21 protein-coding genes are annotated in these 24,275 nt (G+C 64.3%); 16 read left to right on the top strand and 5 right to left on the bottom strand.

Going from position 1 to position 24,275, the window contains the following annotated elements:
- Position 1: 1 nt before the first annotated feature.
- On the bottom strand, positions 2-799 hold the full coding sequence (locus tag IB279_RS33395; RefSeq protein WP_051659182.1) for a phosphatase PAP2 family protein: 798 nt from the start codon (positions 797-799) through the stop codon (positions 2-4).
- A 369-nt stretch (positions 800-1,168) separates the two neighbouring features.
- On the opposite strand from IB279_RS33395, the gene IB279_RS33390 reads away from it, so the two are divergent.
- The 3 genes from IB279_RS33390 (at position 1,169) to IB279_RS33380 (ending at position 4,226) form a co-directional block, all read left to right on the top strand.
- Positions 1,169-1,864: a response regulator gene (locus IB279_RS33390; RefSeq protein WP_060643952.1), complete on the top strand. Its 696-nt coding sequence runs from the start codon at positions 1,169-1,171 to the stop codon at positions 1,862-1,864.
- Positions 1,861-3,033, top strand: a complete 1,173-nt coding sequence (locus tag IB279_RS33385; RefSeq protein ID WP_034790027.1) for an ATP-binding protein — start codon at positions 1,861-1,863, stop codon at positions 3,031-3,033. The genes IB279_RS33390 and IB279_RS33385 overlap by 4 nt, the downstream gene beginning before the upstream one ends.
- A 200-nt stretch (positions 3,034-3,233) precedes the next feature.
- On the top strand, positions 3,234-4,226 hold the full coding sequence (locus IB279_RS33380; RefSeq protein ID WP_051659181.1) for a DUF535 family protein: 993 nt from the start codon (positions 3,234-3,236) through the stop codon (positions 4,224-4,226).
- A gap of 28 nt (positions 4,227-4,254) precedes the next feature.
- Here IB279_RS33380 and IB279_RS33375 read toward each other — a convergent pair whose 3' ends face one another.
- A complete protein-coding gene (locus IB279_RS33375) occupies positions 4,255-4,413 on the bottom strand; it encodes a hypothetical protein (protein WP_156400770.1) in 159 nt (52 codons plus the stop codon).
- A gap of 67 nt (positions 4,414-4,480) precedes the next feature.
- On the opposite strand from IB279_RS33375, the gene IB279_RS33370 reads away from it, so the two are divergent.
- A complete protein-coding gene (locus IB279_RS33370) occupies positions 4,481-4,894 on the top strand; it encodes a GFA family protein (protein WP_034790293.1) in 414 nt (137 codons plus the stop codon).
- Between the two features lie 54 nt (positions 4,895-4,948).
- Here the strand turns inward: IB279_RS33370 and IB279_RS33365 are convergent, their stop codons facing one another.
- The 3 genes from IB279_RS33365 to IB279_RS33355 all read right to left on the bottom strand — a co-directional run bounded on the left by IB279_RS33365 (position 4,949) and on the right by IB279_RS33355 (position 7,268).
- Positions 4,949-5,572, bottom strand: coding sequence for a LysE family translocator (locus IB279_RS33365; protein ID WP_034790024.1), 624 nt, complete (start codon positions 5,570-5,572; stop codon positions 4,949-4,951).
- 96 nt (positions 5,573-5,668) lie between these two features.
- Positions 5,669-6,121: an Lrp/AsnC family transcriptional regulator gene (locus IB279_RS33360; RefSeq protein ID WP_034790005.1), complete on the bottom strand. Its 453-nt coding sequence runs from the start codon at positions 6,119-6,121 to the stop codon at positions 5,669-5,671.
- Between the two features lie 88 nt (positions 6,122-6,209).
- A complete protein-coding gene (locus tag IB279_RS33355) occupies positions 6,210-7,268 on the bottom strand; it encodes a LacI family DNA-binding transcriptional regulator (protein ID WP_034789995.1) in 1,059 nt (352 codons plus the stop codon).
- Positions 7,269-7,513: 245 nt separating this feature from the next.
- On the opposite strand from IB279_RS33355, the gene IB279_RS33350 reads away from it, so the two are divergent.
- From IB279_RS33350 to IB279_RS33295, 12 genes are all read left to right on the top strand, one after another.
- Positions 7,514-8,506, top strand: coding sequence for an autoinducer 2 ABC transporter substrate-binding protein (locus IB279_RS33350; protein ID WP_089043683.1), 993 nt, complete (start codon positions 7,514-7,516; stop codon positions 8,504-8,506).
- A gap of 140 nt (positions 8,507-8,646) precedes the next feature.
- Positions 8,647-10,161 (top strand): sugar ABC transporter ATP-binding protein, encoded by a 1,515-nt coding sequence (locus tag IB279_RS33345; RefSeq protein ID WP_192340627.1) that lies wholly within the window; start codon positions 8,647-8,649, stop codon positions 10,159-10,161.
- The gene (locus IB279_RS33340) at positions 10,154-11,155 is read left to right on the top strand and encodes an ABC transporter permease (RefSeq protein ID WP_060529116.1); all 1,002 of its coding nucleotides are present in this window, start codon (positions 10,154-10,156) and stop codon (positions 11,153-11,155) included. The genes IB279_RS33345 and IB279_RS33340 overlap by 8 nt, the downstream gene beginning before the upstream one ends.
- The gene (locus IB279_RS33335; RefSeq protein ID WP_060529115.1) at positions 11,152-12,150 is read left to right on the top strand and encodes an ABC transporter permease; all 999 of its coding nucleotides are present in this window, start codon (positions 11,152-11,154) and stop codon (positions 12,148-12,150) included. The genes IB279_RS33340 and IB279_RS33335 overlap by 4 nt, the downstream gene beginning before the upstream one ends.
- A gap of 2 nt (positions 12,151-12,152) precedes the next feature.
- Positions 12,153-13,001: a sugar phosphate isomerase/epimerase gene (locus IB279_RS33330; RefSeq protein ID WP_034789974.1), complete on the top strand. Its 849-nt coding sequence runs from the start codon at positions 12,153-12,155 to the stop codon at positions 12,999-13,001.
- A 47-nt stretch (positions 13,002-13,048) separates the two neighbouring features.
- Positions 13,049-14,518 carry an FGGY family carbohydrate kinase gene (locus tag IB279_RS33325; RefSeq protein WP_060529114.1) on the top strand — a complete coding sequence of 490 codons (1,470 nt, stop codon included), beginning with the start codon at positions 13,049-13,051 and terminating at the stop codon, positions 14,516-14,518.
- Positions 14,515-15,210 carry a class II aldolase/adducin family protein gene (locus IB279_RS33320; RefSeq protein WP_060529113.1) on the top strand — a complete coding sequence of 232 codons (696 nt, stop codon included), beginning with the start codon at positions 14,515-14,517 and terminating at the stop codon, positions 15,208-15,210. Before IB279_RS33325 ends, IB279_RS33320 begins: the two co-directional genes overlap by 4 nt.
- A 222-nt stretch (positions 15,211-15,432) precedes the next feature.
- Positions 15,433-16,371: a cellulose biosynthesis protein BcsN gene (gene bcsN / locus IB279_RS33315; RefSeq protein ID WP_063894939.1), complete on the top strand. Its 939-nt coding sequence runs from the start codon at positions 15,433-15,435 to the stop codon at positions 16,369-16,371.
- Positions 16,372-16,480: 109 nt separating this feature from the next.
- On the top strand, positions 16,481-18,658 hold the full coding sequence (gene bcsA / locus IB279_RS33310; RefSeq protein ID WP_034789955.1) for a UDP-forming cellulose synthase catalytic subunit: 2,178 nt from the start codon (positions 16,481-16,483) through the stop codon (positions 18,656-18,658).
- The gene (locus IB279_RS33305) at positions 18,658-20,985 is read left to right on the top strand and encodes a cellulose biosynthesis cyclic di-GMP-binding regulatory protein BcsB (protein WP_034789952.1); all 2,328 of its coding nucleotides are present in this window, start codon (positions 18,658-18,660) and stop codon (positions 20,983-20,985) included. Before bcsA ends, IB279_RS33305 begins: the two co-directional genes overlap by 1 nt.
- Positions 20,982-22,031, top strand: coding sequence for a glycosyl hydrolase family 8 (locus tag IB279_RS33300; protein WP_089043686.1), 1,050 nt, complete (start codon positions 20,982-20,984; stop codon positions 22,029-22,031). The genes IB279_RS33305 and IB279_RS33300 overlap by 4 nt, the downstream gene beginning before the upstream one ends.
- The gene (locus IB279_RS33295) at positions 22,028-24,208 is read left to right on the top strand and encodes a cellulose synthase (protein WP_192340625.1); all 2,181 of its coding nucleotides are present in this window, start codon (positions 22,028-22,030) and stop codon (positions 24,206-24,208) included. The genes IB279_RS33300 and IB279_RS33295 overlap by 4 nt, the downstream gene beginning before the upstream one ends.
- The last annotated feature ends 67 nt before the right edge of the window (positions 24,209-24,275 follow it).

The following is a 24,275-nucleotide window of genomic DNA, read 5'->3' as shown; positions in this document are numbered from 1 at the left end:
TCTATGGCGCGCTTCGGCGCGAAAGGCGCATAACGGCGGCATCGATCCGTTCGCCGTTGTCGGCAAATACGGCCCACAGCCACGCCATCAGCCACAGCATCAGGCACCACGCCAGAACGACATCGGACAGATAATGCGCGCCGAACACGATCCGGTTCAGCGAGAAGGCGAGGACAAGGGGGACGAGGGCGATGATTGTCGCCCGTCGCCATTGAACCGGTAACAGCAGTGCGAGCGCCACGAGCGCGATCGCGGTGGCGGATTCGCCCGACGCAAAAGAGCAACTGCGCGAGCAGGCGCCGGACACTTGCCAGGCCGGCGTAAACGGCAGGCTGCCGCCGAAATCGGTGATCTCATGGGGGCGCGCCCGTCCGATCAGCCGCTTCAGCGCCTGAATAAGGAGCCCAGGTCCGAGCGCAAAGAAGGTCAGGAAGAACAGTGCCTTGTGCGGGCGGGGCAGCCATGGGCGGGGTGCGATGGCCTGCGCAACCAGAAGCGCCAGAACGCAAGGCAGAATGAAAACCGGCAAGATACGGTTGAAGTCGCGAAGGGCCCGCAGCTCCGGCTCCCGCGAGAGCGGAAAGTCGCCGGTGGCGAAGGCGGCCCAGCGCGAGACGGCAAGATCGATGCCGGGAAAGGCCATGAAGACGAAGGCCGCGCAAATGGTCAGTGCGCCGGCGGCCGCGATTGGCCGGTGTTCCAGGCGCGCGCGCGCCTGCCCCGGCCAGAGACGAGGATTGGCGCGCGACCATCGGCCGCTGTCTGAAGAGGTCGCCGTGGATGAATAAAGGCTGGGCATGCGGTCGCTCGCAAGTTGTCTGTGTGTGGGCCGGACACTTGCGCCGCTCTGTCAAGGCTGCGTCGAGGAACTGGGAGCGCTTGATGCGCAAGACCGAATGGTTGGCCGATACAGCTTCTGGTCGAGCGCGACCGACATGCGGGACGGAGGTCTCCGGCACTCTGCCCCGCATTTCGGCCGCGGGGAGAGGCCCGGTTTGTCGGTTGTGCGGCGCGTCCGTCGCCAATTGTCAAGAAACGGCGAAGATTTGTACGGAGCTCTATCCGGAGGGCCGATCAAGCGACCATTGGGCCGCGCGGACGAATTGCAACGCGGGCTTATTCGTCACATAAGCTGCTGATCACAACATCAGACCCAGGGAGTTAGTTCATGGTCGATAAGGGTCTCATCCTTCTGGCGGAGGACGAGCCGGAGATTGCGCAGATCCTAGATGCCTATCTCGTGCGCGACGGTTTCCGGACGGTGCGTGCCGCCGACGGCGAGACGGCGCTGACCCACCATGCGGTGCTGTCGCCGGACCTGGTGCTGCTGGACGTTCGCATGCCGAAGCTCGATGGGTTCGAGGTTCTCGCCCGCCTTCGCCGCGAGGGGAATACGCCGGTTATCATGGTCACGGCACTGGCAGAAGATCTCGACCGGCTGACCGGACTGAGGCTCGGCGCCGATGACTACGTGATCAAGCCGTTCAACCCGCAGGAGGTGGTGGCGCGCGTCAACGCGGTGCTGCGCCGTACCCGCAACGGCGCCGGCGCCACCGTGCTTCGCTTCGAGAGTGTCGAGGTCGATCTCGATGCCCATGTCGCCTTCGTCGAAAGGGCCGGCAATCGCCAGTCGGTGCCGCTGACGCTCAGCGAATTCCGCATCCTTGCCCACATGATCCGCCGACCGACGCATGCCTTCGATCGCGCCGATATCCTCGACGCCTGCCTGCCGGACAGCGATGCGCTCGCCCGCACGGTCGATACCCATATCGCCAATCTCAGGCGCAAGCTGGAAGATCTCGGTGCCTGCGGCTTCTTCAGTGCCGTGCGCGGCGTCGGCTACCGTTTCGTGGAGCCCAGATGAAGATCGGTCTCTCGCGCCTGCCGCTCGGCATTCTCACCGCGCTCGTGACGATCGCGCTGCTCATCATCAGCGTGTTCATCATCTATGCCGGCGTCGAATTTATGGAGCCGCGGCTGGAGGCGAGACTGCTGGAGCGGATGCCTGCGGAGGCGGCTCAGGCTTACAAGGACATCAATGCCGGCAAGCTGCCGCGCCAGGAGTCGCTGCAAAAGCTACTTTCGACGATGCCGGAACTCGAAGACTGGGCGAACTGGGAGGTGGACAAGATCATCCTCGGTTTCGGAGCGACGGCAGTCACTTTCTGCGGGCTGGTGGGCTACTGGCTGGCGCGCAAGATCAGCCGACCACTGGAAGTGCTGGCGCAGGCGACGCAGGACCTCAGGACGGGCGACTTCGCGGTGCGCGTCGGATCGTTTCGCAAGGGTGCCAAGGAGGTGGCGACGCTCGTGAAGACCTTCGATGAGTTGGCAGCCGAACTGGAAAACATGGAGAACCGGCTGCGCTTCAATACGATGGCGGTGGCGCACGAACTGCGTACGCCGCTGACGATCCTGCAGGGCAACCTTCAGGGAATGGCCGACGGTGTTTTCCCTCTCGAGCCGGAAAGGGTGCGGCAGTTGCTGCTGCAGGTGGAGGGGCTTTCCGCCCTGGTTGAAGATCTGCGTACGCTTTCGCTCGCCGCCGGCCAGAAGCTGGTCACCCAGCGTCAGACGGTGGACCTCGCCGTGGAGGCGACCCAGGTGCTTGGTGCGTCAAACACCCTGCTTGGCTCTGTTGGCATGTCGGTGGAGGTCGCGCTTGAGCCGGTGCGGGTCTCCGGCGATTCGCAGCGTCTGCGCCAGGCGCTGCTGGCGCTGATCGAAAACGCTACACGCTACGCCGCAGACGGCCGTGTCCTGCGCTGCGAGACCGGGCGGCGGGGTGCCGACGAGGCTTTTATCCGGATGCTGGACCGTGGTCCCGGTCTTCCGGACGACGTTTCGATCCATTCGATCGACCTGTTCTGGCGCGGCGACGCCTCGCGGTCGCGCGCGACGGGCGGCACGGGCCTTGGGCTTTCCGTCGTCCAGGCGATCGCCAAGGCGCATGGCGGACGGCTGGAATTTTCCGCGCGTGCCGGCGGCGGCGCCGTGATCACGCTCGTCCTGCCGCGGGAAATCGCCCTGTGAGCGATTGGCGCAACAGCCGTTGCGCCAAGCAATTTTCCGCTTTTCCCGATCGGAACATCGGCGGCTTCGCCGCCCTCGCGCCCGCTTAGAATCGGCGTGCAATTGCCCACCGGTTCTCCGCAAATCCTTGACAGTGCCCGGGCAAACCTGAGCTCGGCCGAGTCCTTCGGCCAACAGCGTTTGCTCTCAAGGATAGCACCATGTCCCTGGAATTCAGTCAGGAATACAGCGCGGATCTGCGGTTGCCGGTCGATGGCAAGGCATTCGTCGGCGAACAGCTGACGCCTTCGGGCCGGCCGGTTTCTGCGCCCGTCGTCGGTGAAGGCTCGGGAGAGACGTCGATCACCAGCCATGTGCTCAAACTCGGCCTGAGGGTGAGCTTGAAGCGCGCCGTCGTATTTTCCATGCGGTTTGCGCGCCATCCGTTCCTGACATCGCGCTGGATCGGCTTTCTAGGCGAATTCGCCGAACGCTACCGGCTGGGTCTGCCGCACGATGATCTCGTGCGCAAGTCGATCCCGACATTCTTCCTGCACGGCGCGTCGTCGACAGCAAGGCTCGACCTGCTGCTCAATCACTTCGATGTCGCAAGCGAGGTCCTGTCGCGCCGTTCACTGATGGCCCTTTGGCGCGGCAGCACGCTGGAAATGGGCACGGTTTCCGGCCGCAGCGAGAACTATCGCATCCAGCTGCAACTGGCCGACCATGGCGGGGCCCGCCATGAGGGGGCATTCGCGATCCGGCTGCGCCGGCAGAGCGATGGCTATGCGCTCTGCACTGTCGGCTTCATCTTCGTGCGTTGCGCAGGCGACACCTATAGTCTCGCCATCGGCGGGATGCAGGGGCCGAAGGGCGAAGAGGCCAAGCGATCCCTGATCACGGCAACTCGCGATCTCGGCGGGCTCCGGCCGAAGGATGCGGCGCTGCTCGTCCTCAATGGCCTGGTGACGGAAGGCCACGCGGGCCACGTCTTTGCGGTCTCGAACGACAAGCACGTCATCAACCGCCGCCGCTTGAAGCGGCGCCGCATGATGAGGGCCGACCTCGATGCCTATTGGTGCGATCGCGGCGGCGTGCCGGCCGAGCCTTTCGGCTTCAGTCTGCCGATCGGCGACGACCCGGCGGCGCGGGACGGCAACAGGCGCGATCAGAGCAAACGCGCGTTTCGCGACATCGGCGCGTGGTTCTACTGAGCCGGTACCGGCATGTAAGCTGCCGCGATTACGGGATCTTCGTGAAGTCCATCTCGAAGGCGCCGGAGACGATCCGGCCCTTCGGCGTTGGCCCGGCTGCAGACGGGCGCACACCATCCTCAGCCATCGCCTCGCCTGCGATGCCGTCGACAACCACAAGGGCAGATATCACCCGAATTGCACGCATGGATGCCTCCAATTTTGTCGCGGTTCTTTATACTGGCGCCGATTCGAAACCACAACTGGAGGTAAGTATGACGCGGGCCGTTGCCAAGAGGCTTAAGCCGCACACGGGCGGATGCCTCTGCGGAGCAATCCGGTTTGAGGCGCAGGGGACGGCCGGAAAGCCGCATACGTGTTCGTGCAAGATGTGCCAGCGCCATTCGGGCGCCTTGACCCTGGCGTGGGTCGAATTCCCGAGCGAAGCCGTAACCTGGACCGGACCGGGCGGCGCGCCATCGGTCTATCGCTCCTCGGACTATTCCAGCCGCGCCTTCTGCCCGGCCTGCGGCAGCAGTCTCGGTGCGATCGACGATGCGCCGGTGGTTGCCCTTCTGCTCGGCGTCTTCGACAAGACGAGTGCCATCGATCTGATCCCGAAGAGCCACAGCTATCGCACTGCCCGACCCAAGTGGTGGCACGTGGAGGCGGTGAAGCCCACGACCTGACGAGCAGGGGTCGAAAGTGATTGACGCAGCCGGTAGAGGCTGCGTCGACAGGGGCTAGAGCAGCCCCTTCACGGCGGCTCCGATGGCAATGATGCCGAAAGCGATCAGAACCAGCCCCGAAATGCGCGATACCCAGACGACGAAGCTGTCGGGCAGTCGCGTCCGGGCGATCGCAACACCGCCGCTTAGGAAAAACCACCAGCCGAGCGATCCCAGGAAGACGCCCATGACCACGACGGCAGCGCTGAGCGCGTCGCCCGCTTCGGCAAGGCCGAGGCCGGCGAAGATCGCGGCAAAGGAGAGGATCGTCGCCGGGCTCGTCATCGTCAGGAAAAAGGTGGCGATGGTTGTGCGAATGAGATCGCGTCCGCCGACATCGGCGGCTGCCGTCACCGCCCTTGGCCGTAATCCGCTCCAGCCGAGCCAGATCATGAACAGTCCGCCGGCCAAGCTAAGCGGCGTGGCGATGATGGCAAGGACTGCTGCGAAGGCCGCGAAGCCGATCGCAGCCAGTGCCGCATAGGTGGCATCGGCGGCGGCTGTTCCGAGGCCGCCGGCCACGCCCGCCCAGAAGCCGCGCTCCAGCGTGCGGTTGATGCAGAGCGCCCCGATCGGGCCTAGAGGGGCTGCGACCGCGAGGCCGACGAGGAGGCTTTTTCCAAACAACAATGTGGACATGGCATAGGGCTCCGGCCGGGGCATGGTTGCGCCGTTCGCTTCGAGGACGGTGCATGCCCGGCAAACAAAAAATGTTGCAGCAGTTTGCGCGTCCGGTCAGGCGCGCAGCACGGTCGTTACCAGGCTTTCCCGCACGGTCGACAGCGCGATCACCGTTTCGCTTCGCGCCAGGAACCGCCGTTGCTTCATTTCGGCAAGGAACGGCTCGAGGTCGCCGAGCGATGGCATCCGGACCTTGACGCAATAGGACCAGGCGCCGGTGACATGGTGGCATTCCGCTACGGCAGGGTGACCGGCCATGAAGCTGCGGAACGCTTCCTCGTCCGCGTCCGGCGCAAGGCCGACCCAGACGAAGGCGAGTACGTCGAGGCCGAGCGCGCGATGATCGACCTCGACGGTGAAATTTCGGATCACGCCATTGGCGACGAGCCGGCGAATGCGTTCGTTGACGGCCGACGGCGACAACTCCACCGCAGCACCGATATCGGTCAGCGATCGCCTCGCATCGTCAGCGAGAATTTCGACGATTTTTCTGTCAACGTCATCCATTTCCAATGAATACGCTGCTTCTAATAGAATGTACAGATGATTTTTCTGTATGAAGCTGCAGTTTCCGCGGAAACGTTGGTCGCCGGGGCTATTCGATGTCTTTCAAGGCGTCGAGCGGGCCGGTCAGTGCCGTGCGCGGCTGCACCAGTTCGGGCTGGATCAGGTGAATGCGCGGCTGCGGCCGGGCTTCCTCGATGACGTCGAAGGCCTTGGTGATCATGCCCTCGACGTCCTGGCGGATCATGATGACGGGGAAGGGCAGGAAGGACGCGAAGGGATCGTAATCGTAGCAGCCGACCACGAGGTCGGCGAAGTTTTCGTGCGGATGCCCTGCCATGAAACGCAGCAGCCCCTCGAAGTTGATCGACGAGTTGACGAAGAGACCGCGCGGCAGCTTGCCGTGCTTTTCGTAGAAGGCCTCGAAGGCGAGGCGGGCATTGTTCGGCGCATAGCCCGTCGGCTGGATGCATTCGTCCGGATCGGCGCCGAGCAGTTCGCTTTTGACGGCACGGAAGCCGCGGATGCGCTCGCGGCTGGCATGGTCGTTGCGGCCGCCGAAAAGGTAGAGATCGTGCGGCGCAAGCGGACCTGATGCCTGGAAGTGGCGGATGATCGCCTCGGTCAGCATTCGCCCGCCCTCGTAATTGTCGCTGATGACGGAGGGCACCTTGGTGCCGGGCAGGTCGATGTTGATGTGTTTGAGGCCGGCCGCCTCGCAGACCTCGTGCACGCCGTCGGGGTCGGTCGCGCCGCAGATGAACAGCTCGTCGATCGAATAGGAGATCAGCGTTTCGGCGGTCTTGCGCTCTTCCTCCGGATCGCGGCTGGCACTGACGACGATCGGGCATTGCCCCTTGCTTCGGACATGCGCCTCGAAGGTCTGCGCCATCGACGAGAAGTAGCGGTTGTCATGGATCGGCAGGAGCAGCCCGATCAGGCCGGAGCGCGAACTGCGCAGTCCGCGCGCCTGGCGGTTGGCCGTGTATTGGTGCGTCTCGGCGAGGTTGCGGATCAGTTCCGCCGTGCTCTCCTTGATCCGGCGCTTCTGCCAGGTGCCGTTCAGGACCGCACTTACGGTTGAAGGCGAGCTTCCTGACAACACCGACAGGTCGTAGATCGTCGCTTTCTTCTTGCTGCTGCTGGCCATCGGTTTCTCCCCCTGGTGGTTTTAGTGCCGATTTCCCCTTGACGAAAGATTAAGTCTGCACAATAGTTCTTGCACCATCGATTGTGCAAACAAGAAATATCGATTGTGCACATTTGATGGTGTCGTCTGAGGAGGCGGCGTTTCAGGGAGGCGAGGAACACTTCGCCAGTGATGATTTGAAACTGGAGGCCGGCGCTGAGGCGACCGGGCGCGTTCCCCCTATGGGAACGAGTGGAGGAGAGAACATGATCAGGAAAATTCTCGTCGCCGCCCTGGCGACATCGCTGGCGCTTGCGAGTTCGGCGGCCGCCTTTGCGCAGGATGCCGGTAAGGTCGGCGTCGTCGTCAAGATCGGCGGCATTCCGTGGTTCAACGCCATGGAAGCCGGCATCAAGGAACGCGGCCAGAAGCTCGGTATCGACGCCTTCATGGTCGGCCCGACCAGCGCCGACCCGGCGCTGCAGGTGCGCGCCATCGAGGATCTCATCGCCCAAGGCGTGAAGGTCATCGGCGTGGTGCCGAACGACGCCAAGGTGCTTGAGCCGGTGCTGACCAAGGCCAAGGAAAAGGGCATCATCGTCATCACCCACGAATCCCCGGGCCAGAAGGGTGCCGACTGGGACTTCGAGCTCGCATCCTCGACCGGTTTCGGTGAGGCGCATGGCAAGCTGCTGGCCGAGAAGATGGGCGGCAAGGGCGAATATGCCGTCTTCGTCGGCTCGCTGACCGTGCCGCTGCACAATGCCTGGGCCGATGCGGCAATCGCCTACATCAAGAAGAACCATCCGGACATGACGCTGGTCGGCGATCGCTACGGTGTTGCCGAAGACGTCGACAAGAGCCGGTCGACTGCACTCGACCTGATCTCTGCCCATCCGAACCTGAAAGGCTTCCTTGCCTTCGGCAGCCAGGGCCCGATCGGCGCCGGCCGCGCCGTCGAAGAGCGCCGCAAGGTCGGCGAGATCTTCGTGCTCGGTCCCTTCTCTCCCGGCCAAGGCCAGAAGCTGGTGAAGTCCGACGCGATCTCCGGCGGCTTCATGTGGAATCCGAAGCAGGCCGGCGAAGTCTTCGTCACACTCGCCGACAAGCTGATGAAGGGCGAGGAGGTCAAGGACGGTGACGAGATCGAAGGTCTCGGCAAGGTCAAGCCGGACTTCGAAAACCGCAACATCATCGTCGATCAGCTCGTGCCGATCAACAAGGACACGGTCGCGGATCTCGCGGCCATGGGTCTCTGATCCTCAAGGGTTCTCCCGGCTGCTGGGCCGGCTTCGGCCGGCCTGGCAAGTCCCTCAACCGTACCGGAGCCGGATGAGGAAAGGTGTTTGCGGTTTCTGCCCGCATCTTGCTCGGACTTAACGTGATTTAGGGGCAGTCCATGCACCAGCTTGCGACCGCGGGAGGAGGCGAGAAGCCGCTTCTGGCCCTGCGCGATATCAACATGACGTTTGGTGGGGTTCGTGCGCTCAAGAATGTGAGCTTCGACGTCCGACCGGGCGAGGTTCATTGCCTTGCCGGCGAAAACGGTTGCGGCAAGAGCACGCTGATCAAGATCATCACCGGCGTTTACCGCCCCGCCGATGGCGCCTCGATCGAGTTCGATGGCGAAACCTATTCCCACATGTCACCGGTGACCGCGCAGGATCGCGGTATCCAGGTGATCTGGCAGGACCTGGCGCTGTTTCCCGAAATGAGCGTCGCCGAAAACATCGCCTTCCAGACGGTGCTCGGCCGCTGGCCGAAACTGGTCGATTATGGCCGAATGCGCCAGATCGCGACCGATGCGCTCGCCCGTCTTGGCGTGGCGCTCGACGTCGACCTGCCGCTCAAGGAATATGCGATTGCCCAGCGCCAGATCGTGGCGATCGCCCGGGCGCTTGTGGGTGAAGCGAGGCTCGTCTTCATGGACGAGCCGACCGCGTCGCTGACGCAATCGGAAACCGACCATCTGCTCGATATCGTTCGCGGGCTCTCCGCCTCCGGCGTCGCCGTCGTTTTCGTCAGCCATCGGCTTGCCGAGGTGTTGGAGATTTCGAGCCGCATCACGGTCTTGCGCGATGGTGCGCTGGTGGGCGTCTACCCCGCCGCCGGCATGACCCAGTCGCGCATCACCGAACTGATGACCGGCAAGACCTTCGACCAGCAGGTGCGCGCGAAATTCCGCGACGGTCAGCCCGTCGTGCTCGATGTGAAGGGCCTGTCCCGCCCCGGGCAATTCGAGGATATCTCGCTCTCGGTCAGGCGCGGCGAAACACTTGGGATTACCGGCCTGCTCGGCGCCGGGCGCACCGAACTGGCGCTGACGCTTTTCGGCATGCTGAAGCCGGCATCCGGTACCATTGCGCTTGAAGGCAAGCCGGTCCGCTTTTCGTCCAACCGCGATGCGATTGCGGCGGGCGTCGCCTATCTCTCCGAGGACCGGCTGTCGCTTGGCCTCATCCAACCGCAGTCGATCGCCGACAATCTCGTGATTAGTTCGCTCGACAAGATCCTTTCAGGCGGACTGCTCTCCGAGGATCGCAAGCGCAGTCTTGTCGCGCGCTGGATCGCCGATCTCGGCGTCAAGATCGGGCTGCAGCAGGATGCGATCTCGACGCTTTCCGGCGGCAACCAGCAGCGCGTGGCGATCGCCAAGTGGCTGGCGACCGATCCGAAGCTCCTGATCCTCGACGCCCCGACTGTCGGCGTCGACGTTGGTGCGCGTGCTGGCATCTTCGACATCGTCGCGCGGCTTGCCGAGACCGGCCTTGCGATCATTCTGATCTCCGATGAGGTGCCGGAGGTCTATTTCAACGCCGACCGTGTGCTGCACATGGCGCAAGGCCGCATCGTCGGCAGCTATGATCCGCGCAGCGCTTCGCTCGCCGAGATCGAAGGAGCGGTCTATGCGTAGCTTCGTCCGCACCCACGCGACGGAAGTGTCGCTGCTTGCCGTCATCATCGCGATCAGCGCCGTGCTGTCGGTCTCGACCGCCAACTTCTTCTCGCTCGGCAACGCCTTTGACCTGCTGAACATCAGCTCGGTCAACATCATCTTCGCCGTCGGGCTGCTCGTCGTGCTGATCGCCGGTGGCATCGATATCTCCTTCGCTGTTGCCGCCTCGGTCGTGCAATACGGTACGGCCATTGCTCTTGGTTGGATTGGCGGCGGAGGTTGGATCTCAGGCCTTTTGATTGCCGGCTCGCTCGGCATCCTGCTCGGCGCCATCAACGCCTTCCTGATCCACCGCTTCCGCGTCATCTCGATCGTCGCGACGATCTCGACCTTCAACATCTACTTCGGCCTCCTGATGTTTTTCACCAAGGGCGTGTCGATCTACGACCTGCCGGATTGGCTGACGGACCGCGTCATCCTGTTCGAACACGAGATGCCGGACGGAACCTGGATCGAGATCACGCTTCCCGTGCTGGTGATGGTGCTCTGCGTCATCGCCACCTGGGTGCTGATCACCCGCACCACGACTGGCCGCCAGCTCTATGCGTTCGGCGACAATCCGGAAGGCGCGCGCCGCTTCGGCATCAACATCGGCGCCATGCAGTTCATCGCCTTCGGCTGGCTCGGTCTGATGGCCGGCATCGGTGGGCTCATCCAGGCGCACTATGCGCAGGAGGTGGTGCCGAACGCGCTCTATGGTCGCGAACTCGACGTGCTTGCGGCGGTCGTCCTTGGCGGCGCGCGGCTTGGCGGCGGCAAGGGCTCGGTGCTCGGCTGCGTGCTCGGCGTGCTCCTGATCTCGATCACCCAGAACGGCCTCAACCTGATGGGCGTCTCGCCCTTCGCTTTCAAGATGATCATCGGCGCCATCATCCTCGTGGCGATCACGCTCTCCAATACCCGCATCGAAAGGCTTCTGCCCTTCGTCAGCCAGAAAGGAGCCGGACGATGAGTGCGATCGTCGAACGCGTGAAGACCCTCATCGGTCCGGAAATAGCCGGGCCGGGGCTGGCGTTTCTCGCCGTGGTGTTGGTGTTCGGCATCGCCTCGCCGCAGTTCCTCAGCGCGGCCACCTTCGGTTCGGTCGCCTTCCAGCTGCCGGAGCTCGGCCTTCTGACGCTCGCGATGTTGCTGCCGATCCTGACGGGCGGGCTCAATCTCGCGATCACCTTCTCGGCCAACATCGCCGGGCTGACGCTCGCCTGGGTGTTGCAGGCCAATGGCGGGGTGGAGGCCGGCCCCGGCGCTTTCCTGCTCGGTTCGGTGCTCGCCATTCTCGTTGGGGCGGCGAGCGGCGTGATCATGGGACTGGTGATCGCCTTTACCCGCGCGCATCCGATCCTCGTTTCGTTGTCGATGATGATCTTCCTGCGCGGCCTCGGCGAGTTCCTGACGCGCGGCGGCGACGTATCCGGCTTTCCGGCCTTCCTCGGTCCGCTCGGTCACGGCTCGTTTCTCGGCGTGCCGATCCCGCTGATCGTCTTTATCGTCTGCGTGCTCGCCTGGAACGTGCTGCTGACCCGCACGAAGCTCGGCTTCAACACGTACATGATCGGCTCCAACCTCGAGGCGACCCGCTATTCCGGCATCAACACCCGCAAGGTGATCGTGCTCGTCTATGCGCTCTCCGGCGCCATGTGCGCGATTGCCGGCATCATCATGCTGGCGCGCTTCAATTCCGTGCGCATCGGCCACGGTGAAAGCTACCTGCTGATCACGGTGCTCGCCTGCTTCTTGGGTGGCGTCAATCCGTTCGGCGGCTTCGGTCGGGTCATCCCTGTCTTTGTCGCGCTGGTGGTGCTGCAGCTTCTCTCTTCGGGTCTCAACCTCGTCGGCGCCAACCAGCATCTGGCGACCGCCGTCTGGGGTTTGCTGCTCGCCGGCGTCATGGTGCTGCGCTTCGTCGCGACGAAATTCAAGATTTCATTTGTCAGAAAGGAAACATGACCATGCAGGGTTTTGGCGTCCATACAAGCATGTGGACCATGAATTGGGATCGCCCCGGTGCGGAGCGCGCCGTTGCGGCGGCGGTGAAATACGCCGTCGACTTCATCGAGATCCCGATGCTAAATCCGCCGGCGGTTGATACTGCCCATACCAAGGCGCTGCTGGAGAAAAACAAGCTGCGCGCGGTCTGCTCGCTCGGCCTGCCGGAGCGCGCCTGGGCATCCGTCCGACCCGATGCCGCGATCGAGCATCTGAAGGTGGCGATCGACAAGACGGCCGATCTCGGCGGCGAGGCGCTGTCCGGCGTCATCTACGGCGGCATCGGCGAGCGCACCGGCGTGCCGCCGACTGAAGCCGAGTACGACAACATCGCCCGTGTGCTGCAGGCCGCCGCCAAGCACGCCAAAACCCGTGGCATCGAACTTGGCGTCGAGGCGGTCAACCGCTACGAGAACCACCTGATCAACACCGGTTGGCAAGCGGTCGACATGATCAAGCGAGTGGGCGCCGACAATGTCTTCGTGCATCTCGATACCTACCACATGAACATCGAGGAAAAGGGCATCGGCACCGGCATCCTCGATGCACGCGACTTCATCAAATACATCCACCTGTCCGAAAGCGACCGCGGCACGCCCGGCTATGGCAACTGCGCCTGGGACGAGATCTTCGCGACGCTGGCCGCGATCGGTTTCAAGGGTGGACTGGCGATGGAAAGCTTCATCAACATGCCGCCAGAAGTGGCCTATGGCCTTGCGGTCTGGCGGCCGGTCGCCAGGGACGAAGAGGAAGTGATGGGCAACGGCCTGCCGTTCCTTAGGAACAAGGCCCGGCAATACGGATTGATCTAGGTGCGCGCGCTTTAAGCGCCGCCTCTATCAGGACGGAGGGTCTCGGTATGGCAGTTTCAGCGGATGCGGACACGGGGACGGTCGCCGTCCTTGACGTCGGCAAGACCAATGTGAAGCTGAACGCGGTCACATCAGACGGTTTCGTCCTGGAAACGCTGAGCGTTGCCAACCCAGTGCTGCCGGGCCCGCCCTGGCGGCATCACGACCTCGAAAGCCTTGGCGAATGGATCTTCGCCAGTCTCGCAGATCTTGGTCGCCGCCATCCGCTGCAAACCTTCGTCGCCGCCGGTCACGGGTCCGGCGGCGTACTCGTCGGCGATGACCCGGATATGGCCGCTGGCGCGGCTCTACCGATGATCGATTACGAGCAGCCGGTGCCGGAGAAAATCCAGTTCGGCTACGCGCCGCTCTCCGGTTCGTTTTTCGACCGCGGCAGCGCGACGATGCACAGCGCCACCCATCAGGCGCGCCAGCTCTACTGGATGCAGGAGCATGCGCCCGATGCCGTCGCCGCCGCGTGCTGGTATCTCGGTCTGCCGCAATATTGGGCGTGGCGGCTGTCGGGCGTTGCTGCATCCGAGGCGAGCCTGCTCGGCGCGCAATCGCATCTCTGGAATGTCGCCGAACGCCGCTTCGCGCCCATTGTCGGGACACGCGGCTGGCGGAGCCTGATGCCGGATTTTGCCGATGCCTGGCAGGTCCTCGGCTCCGCTCGTCCCGAGCTTGTCCGGCGCCACGGGTTGCCGGAAGGCTTGCGCGTGCTTACGGGCGGCCACGACAGCAGCCTCAACCACTATCGTTATCACGCCGGCGGGCTCAACGATTTCATCGTCGTTTCGACCGGAACGTGGATCGTCGGCTTTTCCGGCCGCACGGCGCTCGACCGGCTCGACGAACGCCGCGGCATGACGCTGAACAGCGACGTCTTCGGGCGCCCGCTCGGCGGCGTGCTCACGATGGGCGGCCGCGAGTTCTCCCATGTGGCGGGCCGCGAACCGCCGGACGCCGCGGTGCCTGACGACGTCGTTCTCGGCTTGATCGCCAGACGCAGCATGGCGCTGCCGTCGTTCGGCGACGATGACGGCCTCTTTCCGGGAAGTGCCGGTCGCGGTCGCATCAGCGGGCCACCGCCGGAAACGCCGATCGAACGCAAGGCGCTGGCGTTGCTCTATTGCGCGCTTCTAACGGCGGAGTGCGTGGAGGCGCTGGGGCCGGGGCCGCTGGTCGTACTCGACGGAAGCTTCCTGCGCGACCCGCTCTATGCCCGCCTCGTCGCCGCACTGATGCCGAACCGGCGTGTGCGTTTCAATCTCGATGCCTATGGCGTGGCCTCCGGCGCCGCACTGCTTGCAAGCGAGGGCCGGCGCCGGCGCCCGGCGCCGCTTTCGCTCGCCGATCCCGGCGACGTGTCTCACCTCTCGCCTGCTGTCGCCGTCTATGCGTCGCAATGGCGAGCCCGCGCCCGGGCTGGGCACAACAATGGTTTCAGTCGCGACTTCGAAAGGACATATCGATGAGCAAGGCCGACATTCTGTCGCTCCGCCGCGAGATGGTGGACATCTGCCGCCGCATGAATTCGAACGGTATCAACCAGGGGACTGCGGGCAACATTTCTGTTCGTACCGAGACCGGTTTCCTGATCACGCCGTCGTCGCTGCCCTATGAGACGATGCAGCCTGAGGATCTGGTCGAGATGGATTTCGACGGTACCTATGTCGGTCTTCGTCCGTCGTCGGAATGGCGTTTCCACCGCGATATCCTGAGGGAACGCACGGATATCAACGTCGTACTGCACTGCCATTCGGTCTATGCGACCACGCTTGCCTGCCACCACAAGACCATCCCGAGTTTTCACTACATGACCGGCATTGCCGGCGGCACGACGATCCGCTGTGCAGAATATGCGACCTTCGGCACGCAGGCATTGTCCGACAATGCGCTTGTGGCGCTCAAGGACCGTACGGCCTGCCTGCTTGGCCAGCACGGCCAGATCTCGCTCGGCAGGACGCTCGAGTCCGCCTTGTGGCTGGCGATCGAGATCGAGACCCTGTCGCGCATGTATGTTCAGGCGCTGACGCTTGGCGAGCCGCCGGTTCTGCCCGACGACGAGATGGAGCGCGTCATCGCGCAGATGCGCCGCATGAGCTACGGGCAGGCCCCGGATGATGAGGGTGTCAACGATCTTGCCCGTCCCAGAGAAGCGGTTTGAGGCGACTGGTCGCGGCGCCGCCGAAGCGCGCCGGCCCGCCCTGAAACAATCGATTTTGAGGGGACAAAGCCGTGCGTCGTCGCCCGGTCGCATCTCTGCCCCCATTCTTCGCGGGTTTGCGAAATGGGGTGAATCAACTAATGCTCAGCCATGATGCAACGATATCTGAGTCGGAGATTCGGCACGTCGGAGAGACGGCTGCGCCCTGCGAACGGCTGGCGCGTGGCTGCGGTGTCGCTGGTGGCCGCGACCGTGCTGTCGGGCTGCAACACGCGCCAGGACGTCGGCACGCCGACCGGCAGCATCATGGTTCCCTCGGAAAACGCGTTGATCCTGCCGCCGCCCGGCGGGCCTGCGGTTCTGAACGTCGTCGAACGGCGCAGCACCAACGCGATCGAGCAGGATATCTATCTTTACACCTCGGCGGCGACCCCAGGTCAGAACCTGCTGCGGGCCAAGTTCTTCGGCCCGATGAACGCCAAGTTCGACCAACAGTCCCGCTCGAACTATGCCGCTGTGCGCGACAACAAAATGATGGCTGAGGCGCGCCGGGCGCTGCCCGGCGTTTCGCTGTCGCTCAACCCTTACTTCCTGCAGAACAATTACGGGCCGTTCGGCTATGCCTTCGGTCAGGGCCGGGCGAACGACGCCTGCATCTTTGCCTGGCAGCAGATCCGCCAGGCGGAGAACCATCGCTCGCCGCTCAAGGGCTACGGCACGATCCAGGTGCGGCTGCGCTATTGCGCGGCAGGCGCCAGCGAGACCGAGCTTTTGGCCCCGGTCTACGGCTACACGATCACCGGCACCTTCGGCGATCCTGCCTGGAACCCCTATGGCGCGCCGCCGCCGCTGGAGGCGGGTCTCGGCCGAACCGGCAGCCCGATCTACCGCCAGGAAGAGGCGGTGACCACGAGCGCTCCGGTGGCGGTTCCGCGGCGCCAGGTGCAGCCCGTGGCACGGCGTGAAGTCAGCAGCGTTCCGGCACGCGTCGAACAGCAGGTCGTTGCGCCCGCCGCGGTGACGTCGATCCCGGTTCCGCAGCCGGACGGGACCGTCTCAATGCCGCAGGCGCAGGCGGAAACCACGGCGAAAACCTTGCCGAACGTGATCGTGCCGGCTCCCGCGTGCGCAGGGCAGCAGACCGGAGGAGCCTGCCCTTAATCGACCGCTAACCATCCTTTGTTATGGGCTGGTGTCGGTAGGGGAGACTCGGTCGAATATGGGTCGGGCAATACCAGTGGCATGATGCCGAACGCTGGAAGGCAAATGTATGAGCAGGATCGGATCGGTTGCCGCTTGGGCGTTTTTCTCGCTTTGTGTGATGGCGGTCATCACGCTGCCGGTGAACCTCCAGACGCAGCTCATCGTCAGCGTTCTCATCGTTACCTTCATGGCCGTGCTCAAGCTTGCCAATGCCGGCGGCCGCTGGCGGCTGATCGCGCTCGCCTTCGGTACGGCGATCGTGCTGCGTTATGTCTATTGGCGCACGACAAGCACGCTGCCGCCGCTCAACCAGCTTGAAAACTTCATCCCGGGCTTCCTGCTCTACCTTGCTGAAATGTACAGCGTGATGATGTTGTCGCTCAGCCTGTTCGTAGTGGCGATGCCGTTGCCGCCGCGAAAGGCGAGTTCGATCTCTCCCGGCAAGTTTCCGAAGGTCGACGTCTTCGTGCCGTCCTACAACGAGGACGCAGGCCTGCTCGCCAATACGCTTGCCGCCGCCAAGGCGATGGATTATCCGGCCGACAAGCTGACCGTGTGGCTGCTCGACGACGGCGGCACCCTGCAGAAGCGCAACTCGGCAAACCTTGTCGAAGCGCAGCGCGCATCCGCCCGCAATGCCGAACTGCAGGCGCTTTGCGACGATCTCGGCGTGCGCTACCTCACGCGCGAGCGCAACGAGCACGCCAAGGCCGGCAACCTCAACAACGGCATGCTGCACTCCGACGGCGAGTTGATTGCGGTCTTCGATGCCGACCACGCGCCGGCGCGCGACTTCCTTTTAGAGACCGTCGGCTATTTCGAGCAGGACCCGAAGCTGTTCCTGGTGCAGACGCCGCACTTCTTCCTCAACCCGGATCCGCTTGAGCGCAACCTGCGCACTTTCGAGAAAATGCCGAGCGAGAACGAGATGTTCTACGGCATCATCCAGCGCGGTCTCGACAAGTGGAATGCCGCCTTCTTCTGCGGCTCGGCCGCCGTTCTTCGCCGCAAGGCGCTGGAGGATACCGAGGGCTTCAGCGGCATGAGCATCACCGAGGATTGCGAAACGGCATTGGCGCTGCACGGACGCGGCTGGAACAGCATCTATGTCGACCGCCCGCTGATCGCCGGCCTGCAACCGGCGACCTTCGCCAGCTTCATCGGCCAGCGCAGCCGCTGGGCGCAAGGGATGATGCAGATCCTCATATTCCGCTTTCCGCTGTTCAAGGGCGGACTGTCGATCCCGCAACGGCTTTGCTACATGTCGTCGACGCTGTTCTGGCTGTTTCCGATCCCGCGGACGATTTTCCTTTTTGCGCCGCTCTTCTATCTGTTCTTCGACCTTGAGATCTTCACGGCGTCTGGCGGCGAGTTCCTCGCCTATACGCTGGCCTACATGGTCGTGAACCTGATGATGCAGAACTATCTCTACGGCTCGTTCCGCTGGCCCTGGATCTCTGAACTCTACGAGTTCGCCCAGACGGTGCATCTGCTGCCGGCGGTCATCTCGGTGCTGCTGCGGCCGAGCCGGCCGACCTTCAAGGTGACGGCAAAGGATGAATCGATCCTGGAAAGCCGGCTCTCCGAGATTGCCCGGCCGTTCTTCGTCATCTTCGCGGTGCTTTTCGTCGCCCTGCTCATGACGGTCTACCGGGTCTACACCGAGCCGTACAAGGCAGACGTGACGCTCGTCGTCGGCGGCTGGAACCTCTTGAACCTGATCATGGCCGGCTGCGTGCTCGGCGTCGTGTCGGAGCGCGGCGAGCGGGCAGCCTCCCGGCGCGTCAAGGTCAGCCGCCGCTGCGAATTCGGGGTCGCCGACAAATGGTATCCGGCAACGATCGAGGATGTCTCGGCGCACGGCGCGCGCGTCCAGGTCTACGGCATCGACGCATCGACGCTGCCGACCGACACCGAGGGCGGGATCCGCTTCGAGCCCTACAGCGGCAGCGGCGTGGCCGAGACGCTGCCTGTCGCGATCCGCAACAAGGAGGTTGCCGGCGATATCACCATCATGGGCTGCCGCTACCTGCCGCAGGTCGCCCGCCATCACAGCCTGGTCGCCGACCTGATCTTTGCCAATTCGCGGCAATGGAGCGAGTTTCAAAGCGCCCGGCGCGGTAATCCGGGACTGGTGCGCGGAACGTTCTGGTTCCTCTGGCTGGCGCTCTATCAGACGAGCCGCGGCATGATCTACTTCCTTCGCAGCCTGCGTGGCTCCGAGGCGCAGAAGGAGGGCGCTTGATGCTCAGGCGCCTCGTTCTCCCAGCCCTCTTGCTTGCGAGCCTTGCAACCGGCGTGTCGGCGCAGCCGTCGCCTTTCGACATGTCCGGCGAGCGCCCTGCGGATGCTCCGATCCTGCAGCCGCCGGCAGACACCGGAAGCAACGCCGGGCCGGCAGAACCCATCGTCACGCTCAAGCCGCCGGACGACTTCAAGCGCTTCATCATCCCGTTCAGCGCACTGTCGCTGACCGGAGAGGTCGATGAACGCACCTGGTCCGTCTATCTGACGCCGGCGCAGGCGCAATCTGCCGCCTCGCTTAATTTCGCCTATCAGAACGCGATCGTCGTTGCGCCGGAAGCGTCGACGCTTTCGATCTTCGTCAATGGCGAACTGGCCGGCGAGAAGCCGATCGGCTCGGCGGAGGCCGCCACGCCGCTGAGCTACGACCTGAAGCCCGGGTTGCTGCGCGCCGGATCCAACGATATTCGCGTCAAGGTTCGCCAACGCCACCGCACGGACTGCACGGTCGAATCGACCTATGAACTGTGGACTGAGATCGCACCGGAATCGGCCTTCATCCGGTTTTCCTCCGGCGACAGCGCGACGCTTTCCAGTCTCGACGACGTACGCGCGGTCGGGCTCGATGCGCGCGGCCGGACGCAGTTCAACCTGGTCGTTCCCGGCCTCCAGCAGCCGAGCCGAACGGCGGCTCTGATGCGGCTTGCGCAAGGCATGGCGTTGCGCGGCCAGATGCCCGCCCAGGAATTCGCCCTCAGCGAGACCATGCCTGAACTCGCGAAACCCGGGCAGATGACTGCGCTCGTCGGCACCGCGGAGGAAGTGGCGCCGTTCCTCGAGCGACTGCCGGAAGGTGCGTCGAGCGGCCCTGTCGCCATGTTCGTGCGCGACGGCAAGACGAAGTCGTCGGTGCTGGTGATCAGCGGTCCAGACTGGTCCGCCGTTCAGGAGGCGATCGAGGGGATCACGCAGCCGATGGACCGCCCGAGCAACGTGCCGCGCGACGTCATCGCCACCGGGCGTTGGCAGTTGCCGGAGACGCCGCTGGTCGTGACGAATGCGCGCCTGCGCTTCTCCGAACTCGGGGTGGAGACCAGCGAATTTACCGGCCGGCGCTTTCGCACGCGTTTCTCCGTAGCCGTGCCGTCGGATTTCTATGCCGACGCCTATGGCGACGCGACGCTTCTGCTCGACGCTGCCTATACGGATGCCGTGCTTCCAGGCAGCCACATCGACATCTATATCAACGGCAACATCGCATCGACGATCCCTTTGAACTCGGCCACAGGCGACATCCTGCGCCACCTGCCGATCAAAGTAACGATGCGCCATTTCAAGCCCGGTCCGAACCTGATCGAGATCGAGGCGGTGCTCTCCGCCGAGCCGGACAAGGCCTGCGCGCCGGGAACGCCGGCCTCCAACGATCCGCGCTTCGCGCTCTTCGATACGTCCGAACTGCGAATGCCGGACTTCGCGCGCATCGGTCGCCGGCCGAATATCGCTGCGATTTCCGGTGCTGCCGCCCCCTATCGCAGTGATAGCGCCGCCGTTCCCCTTTTCCTCGACCGTGCCGACGAGGACACGCTGTCGGCGGCCGCGACCTTCCTTGCCCGCCTGGCTGTTGCCGGCGGCAGGCCGATGCTGGTGGAGGTGATCACATCGCCGCTTGCAGCCGGCAGCCGCAACGCGATCTTCATCGGCGCCATGCCGCAGTTGCCGAAGACGGTGCTGACACAGGTCGGTATCGACCCCGCCAGGCAGATGTCCTGGGGCAATGCGGAGGACACCGGCCGTCCTGACGACACCCAGAAAGCCATCGACGAATGGCGCACGCGCCTGAGCGGCGGCGCCTGGCGCAACCAGGTCACGGGGTTTCAGACCTGGGTGAAGCAGGAGTTCGACATTTCGCTGAGCTCGCTGCGTATCCTGCCCGAAGCGCAAGCCGCCTATATTCCGCCGGAAAGTGCCGGGCTTGTGATTGCGCAAGGCGCCAATCCGAGCGACGACGCGACCTGGACGCTGCTGACGGCGCCAACCGGAAAGCGTCTGCGTGAGGGCACGGCGGCGATCGCCGACGTCACGCGCTGGCAACAGCTTGCCGGGCGGGTCTCGGCCTATGAGCCGGCGACAGACAAGATCGAGGCGACGCCGGTCGCCGGATTCGATTTCGTCCAGACGCAGCCGCCGTCGCTCACCAACTATCGCCTGATCTTTGCCAACTGGCTGTCCAGCAACATCATGGTCTATGCCCTGCTGCTGATCGTGCTGTCGGTGCTTCTGGGGCTGGCAACATCCTCGATGCTCACTCGCCTGGGGCGGCGCCAATGAAGTGGCGGACCGCGCTTCTCGCCGGATTGCTTGCGCTCCTTTTGCCGATGGCGGCCGGAGCCGACGAACAGGCGGGCTCGGTGAAGGCTGGGGAATGGGACCAGTACAAGGCGCGGTTCCTCGATTCCGGTGGCCGGATCATCGACGACGCCAATGGCAATGTCAGCCATAGCGAGGGACAGGGTTATGGCCTGCTTCTCGCCGTGCTGGCCGACAACCCGGCCGACTTCGCGCTGATCTGGTCGTTCACGCGCCGTGAGCTGCTGCTGCGCGACGATGGGCTGGCGGCGTGGAAGTGGAGTGCCACCGAAACGCCGCACATTATCGACATCAACAATGCCACCGACGGCGACATCCTGATCGCCTATGCGCTGGTGCTCGCCGGTGAACGCTGGAAGCGGCAGGATTACCTGCAGGCCGCATCGAGGATCGCCAAGGCCATCCTCGACAACACCCTGCTCGATCATGGCGGGCGAACGCTGCTGTTGCCCGGCGTTACGGGCTTCGGCACGACCGATCGCCCGGATGGCCCGGTGGTCAATCCGTCCTACTGGATCTTCGAGGCTTTTCCCGCACTTGATCGGGTAGCGCCGTCGCCGCGCTGGAAGGCGCTCTCGGATGACGGCCTGGCCTTGCTCAATGCCCTGCAATCAGGCCCGAGAAAACTGCCGGCCGACTGGGTCAGCCTGCGTGCGATGCCGAAGCCAGCCCAGGGCTTTCCCGCCGAGTTCGGCTATAACGCTTTGCGGATCCCGCTCTACCTCGCCCGGGCGGACATGGGTGGCCGCGATCTGATGGCGCGGCTGCGGGCGGGAATGGCCGGCGACAACGACGCATTGGTCCTCAGCGACGCCTCTACGGGGGCCGTTCAAACCAGCCTCACGGACCCCGGTTATCGATTTGTTAACCATATTCTGGCCTGTGTCTTGGACAGGGTTCCGATACCCGACAGCGTCAAGGTGTTCAGCCCGACGCAATATTACCCTTCCACGCTGCACCTGTTAGGGCTGTCTTACGTGAGGGAGAAGCGTCCGGAGTGTCTATGAAGTCCTCAATCGTTGCCATTGCCGCTGTGATGACTACGGCGATCGGGGTTGCCGGACTGACCGATGGCGGCTTCTTGCGCCAGGACAACAAGAAACTCGGCAGCTTGACTGGTGAGAGCCAGGAGGCGCCCGCCGTCGGCGGCAGCGCCGGCCAGGGCGCGCGCGGCGCGCCGCCGCAATTCACCGAGGTGGCCCAGGCCGACAGGCCGTCGGAGGAAGCACAAAGCACAAGCAAGCCGCAGTCGGTCGTCGACGAATCGGCGCTTCGCTACTTTGCCGCCAAGGGCGATACCGCACGGCTGCAGGCGGAAATCTCGCGCCTGCGCTCGCTTTATCCCGACTGGGTCCCGCCCGCCGATCCGCTGGCTGTGCCGCGCAACAACGACGTCGCGCTCGAAACCATGTGGCGGCTCTACTCTGAAGGCCGCTACGCCGAAGTGCGCAAGGCGATCGCCGAGCGTCAGGCGAAGGAAGCCGCCTGGCAGCCGCCATCGGACCTGCTCGAGCGCCTCAACGTCGCCGAGGCTCGCGCCCGGCTGGTGAACGCCTCCGAGCTCAAGCAGTATGAAACCGTGATTTCGATTGCTGCGAGCACGCCGAGCCTTCTGACCTGCTCGGAAGTGGATGTGCTCTGGCATGTGGCGCAGGCCTTTGCCGAGACCAAGCGGCCGGACCGGGCCCGCGATGCCTATCTCTATGTGCTGAAGAGCTGCGACAATGCGCCGGAACGGCTCGCCACCGTGCAGAAGGCTGCCGCTGTGCTGTCCTACGCGACGCTGCAGGATCTGCTCGCGCTCGAGCGCACCACGCCGGAGGGCGTGCCGGAGTTCGAAAGCATCCGTGACGATCTCGCCCGGCGCTTCGTTGCCGAAGGTGACGGAGACAAAGCGCTTGCGGTTGATCCCAAGTACGTCCAGCGCCTCGAAAAACTGGCCGAGACCGGTGGCACGGCAAGCGACGCTCTGCTGCTCGGCTGGTATCAGCTGCGCCGCGACAACATGAGCGCCGCCGAGCAATGGTTCCGCCGTGCCCATGACAAGGAAGACAGCGCCTCCGCCGCGCAGGGGCTGGCGCTGACGCTGATCGCGCGCAAGGCACCGCTCGAGGCCGAGGCAGTACTCTACCCGTGGCGCGATAGCTCGCCCGATGCCCTTGCGACCTATTTCGCGGCGACTGCCAATCTGCTGGCAATCGATCCGCCGGTCGCCCTCGATGCCGCCGTGCTGGCGCGGATCGCTCAGGAAACGACCAAGGCCCGCGAACCGGCCACGGCCCAGCAGTTCGGCTGGTATGCGCGCGCCCTCAACCAGCCGGCAACCGCCGCACAATGGTTTGCAACGGCGCTGCGCTGGAAGTCGGACGACGAGCCGTCGGCCTATGGCCTTGCGCTCAGCCGTGACCAGCTGAACGACAAGGATGGCGTCGTCGAAGTCCAGCGTTTGTGGTCGGGCCGTTCCGAACGCATCGCCCGGCTTGGCGAAGTCAAGGAGAAGCTCGACGAAGTCAGCCGCGCGCCGCTTCCGACGGCCGAGGTGCAACGGACGCAACCGCAGCCGACGGCCCGTACCACCGTCGTCACAGAGGTGGTCGCGCAACCTGCCGCTCAGAGGCCGCGCACGGGCGGCGTCGTGCAGAAATCGGTGCGCAGCGGGGCCGGCTGCCGAACCACCATCAATCCCGCCGGCATGGCGCCGCAGGCGGCGCTCGCGCGCGGCTGGTGCCTGATGGACCTCAACCGGCCGCTGGAGGCCGCCGAAGCATTCGAGGTGGCCTTGCAGGCGCCTGCGTCGCAGATGCGCGAAGACGCTGCCTATGGCCAGAGCCTGGCCTACCTGCGCGCTGGTCTCACCAACAAGGCCGCGGTGTCGGCGACCAAGTCGACGCAGAGCCGGGGGCGGGTCGACGAGCTGCAGACGGCGATCCTCGCCGACCGTGCCATTGCCGCCTTCAATGCCAATCGCTACCGCGAGGCCATCCTTTTTCTCGATCAGCTCGGGCAGATCTCGACCCGCCGCCAGGACCTGATGGTGCTGCGCGGCTACGCCTACATGAACCTCAAGTACCACGCGGAAGCGCGACGCATCTTCGAGGCGCTTGCCGCCACCGGCAATAGAGACGCGATGCAGGGCCTTGCGGCCGTCGAGGCCAGCCAGGAAATCTGGCCGAACAAGAACTGATCGTCGATCCCGCGATGTCACGGAGACACCTGCTGCCGTACCAGGAGTGGAACGCCTGCCGCCGGAC

Source organism: Ensifer sp. ENS06, assembly GCF_014852205.1.
Classification (GTDB): Bacteria; Pseudomonadota; Alphaproteobacteria; order Rhizobiales; family Rhizobiaceae; genus Ensifer; species Ensifer adhaerens.
This window is presented reverse-complemented; position numbering and strand designations above follow the sequence as displayed.

Bases quoted from the DNA above. Each gene is read 5' to 3' on its own strand.
- IB279_RS33355 (WP_034789995.1), bottom strand. From the start codon at position 7,268: ATGGCCAGCAGCAGCAAGAAGAAAGCGACGATCTACGACCTGTCGGTG.
- IB279_RS33385 (WP_034790027.1), top strand. From the start codon at position 1,861: ATGAAGATCGGTCTCTCGCGCCTGCCGCTCGGCATTCTCACCGCGCTC.
- IB279_RS33370 (WP_034790293.1), top strand. From the start codon at position 4,481: ATGACGCGGGCCGTTGCCAAGAGGCTTAAGCCGCACACGGGCGGATGC.
- IB279_RS33335 (WP_060529115.1), top strand. From the start codon at position 11,152: ATGAGTGCGATCGTCGAACGCGTGAAGACCCTCATCGGTCCGGAAATA.
- IB279_RS33345 (WP_192340627.1), top strand. From the start codon at position 8,647: ATGCACCAGCTTGCGACCGCGGGAGGAGGCGAGAAGCCGCTTCTGGCC.
- IB279_RS33330 (WP_034789974.1), top strand. From the start codon at position 12,153: ATGCAGGGTTTTGGCGTCCATACAAGCATGTGGACCATGAATTGGGAT.
- IB279_RS33360 (WP_034790005.1), bottom strand. From the start codon at position 6,121: ATGGATGACGTTGACAGAAAAATCGTCGAAATTCTCGCTGACGATGCG.
- IB279_RS33365 (WP_034790024.1), bottom strand. From the start codon at position 5,572: ATGTCCACATTGTTGTTTGGAAAAAGCCTCCTCGTCGGCCTCGCGGTC.
- IB279_RS33320 (WP_060529113.1), top strand. From the start codon at position 14,515: ATGAGCAAGGCCGACATTCTGTCGCTCCGCCGCGAGATGGTGGACATC.
- IB279_RS33375 (WP_156400770.1), bottom strand. From the start codon at position 4,413: ATGCGTGCAATTCGGGTGATATCTGCCCTTGTGGTTGTCGACGGCATC.
- IB279_RS33350 (WP_089043683.1), top strand. From the start codon at position 7,514: ATGATCAGGAAAATTCTCGTCGCCGCCCTGGCGACATCGCTGGCGCTT.
- IB279_RS33340 (WP_060529116.1), top strand. From the start codon at position 10,154: ATGCGTAGCTTCGTCCGCACCCACGCGACGGAAGTGTCGCTGCTTGCC.
- IB279_RS33380 (WP_051659181.1), top strand. From the start codon at position 3,234: ATGTCCCTGGAATTCAGTCAGGAATACAGCGCGGATCTGCGGTTGCCG.
- IB279_RS33305 (WP_034789952.1), top strand. From the start codon at position 18,658: ATGCTCAGGCGCCTCGTTCTCCCAGCCCTCTTGCTTGCGAGCCTTGCA.
- IB279_RS33390 (WP_060643952.1), top strand. From the start codon at position 1,169: ATGGTCGATAAGGGTCTCATCCTTCTGGCGGAGGACGAGCCGGAGATT.
- IB279_RS33295 (WP_192340625.1), top strand. From the start codon at position 22,028: ATGAAGTCCTCAATCGTTGCCATTGCCGCTGTGATGACTACGGCGATC.
- IB279_RS33300 (WP_089043686.1), top strand. From the start codon at position 20,982: ATGAAGTGGCGGACCGCGCTTCTCGCCGGATTGCTTGCGCTCCTTTTG.
- IB279_RS33395 (WP_051659182.1), bottom strand. From the start codon at position 799: ATGCCCAGCCTTTATTCATCCACGGCGACCTCTTCAGACAGCGGCCGA.
- bcsA (WP_034789955.1), top strand. From the start codon at position 16,481: ATGAGCAGGATCGGATCGGTTGCCGCTTGGGCGTTTTTCTCGCTTTGT.
- IB279_RS33325 (WP_060529114.1), top strand. From the start codon at position 13,049: ATGGCAGTTTCAGCGGATGCGGACACGGGGACGGTCGCCGTCCTTGAC.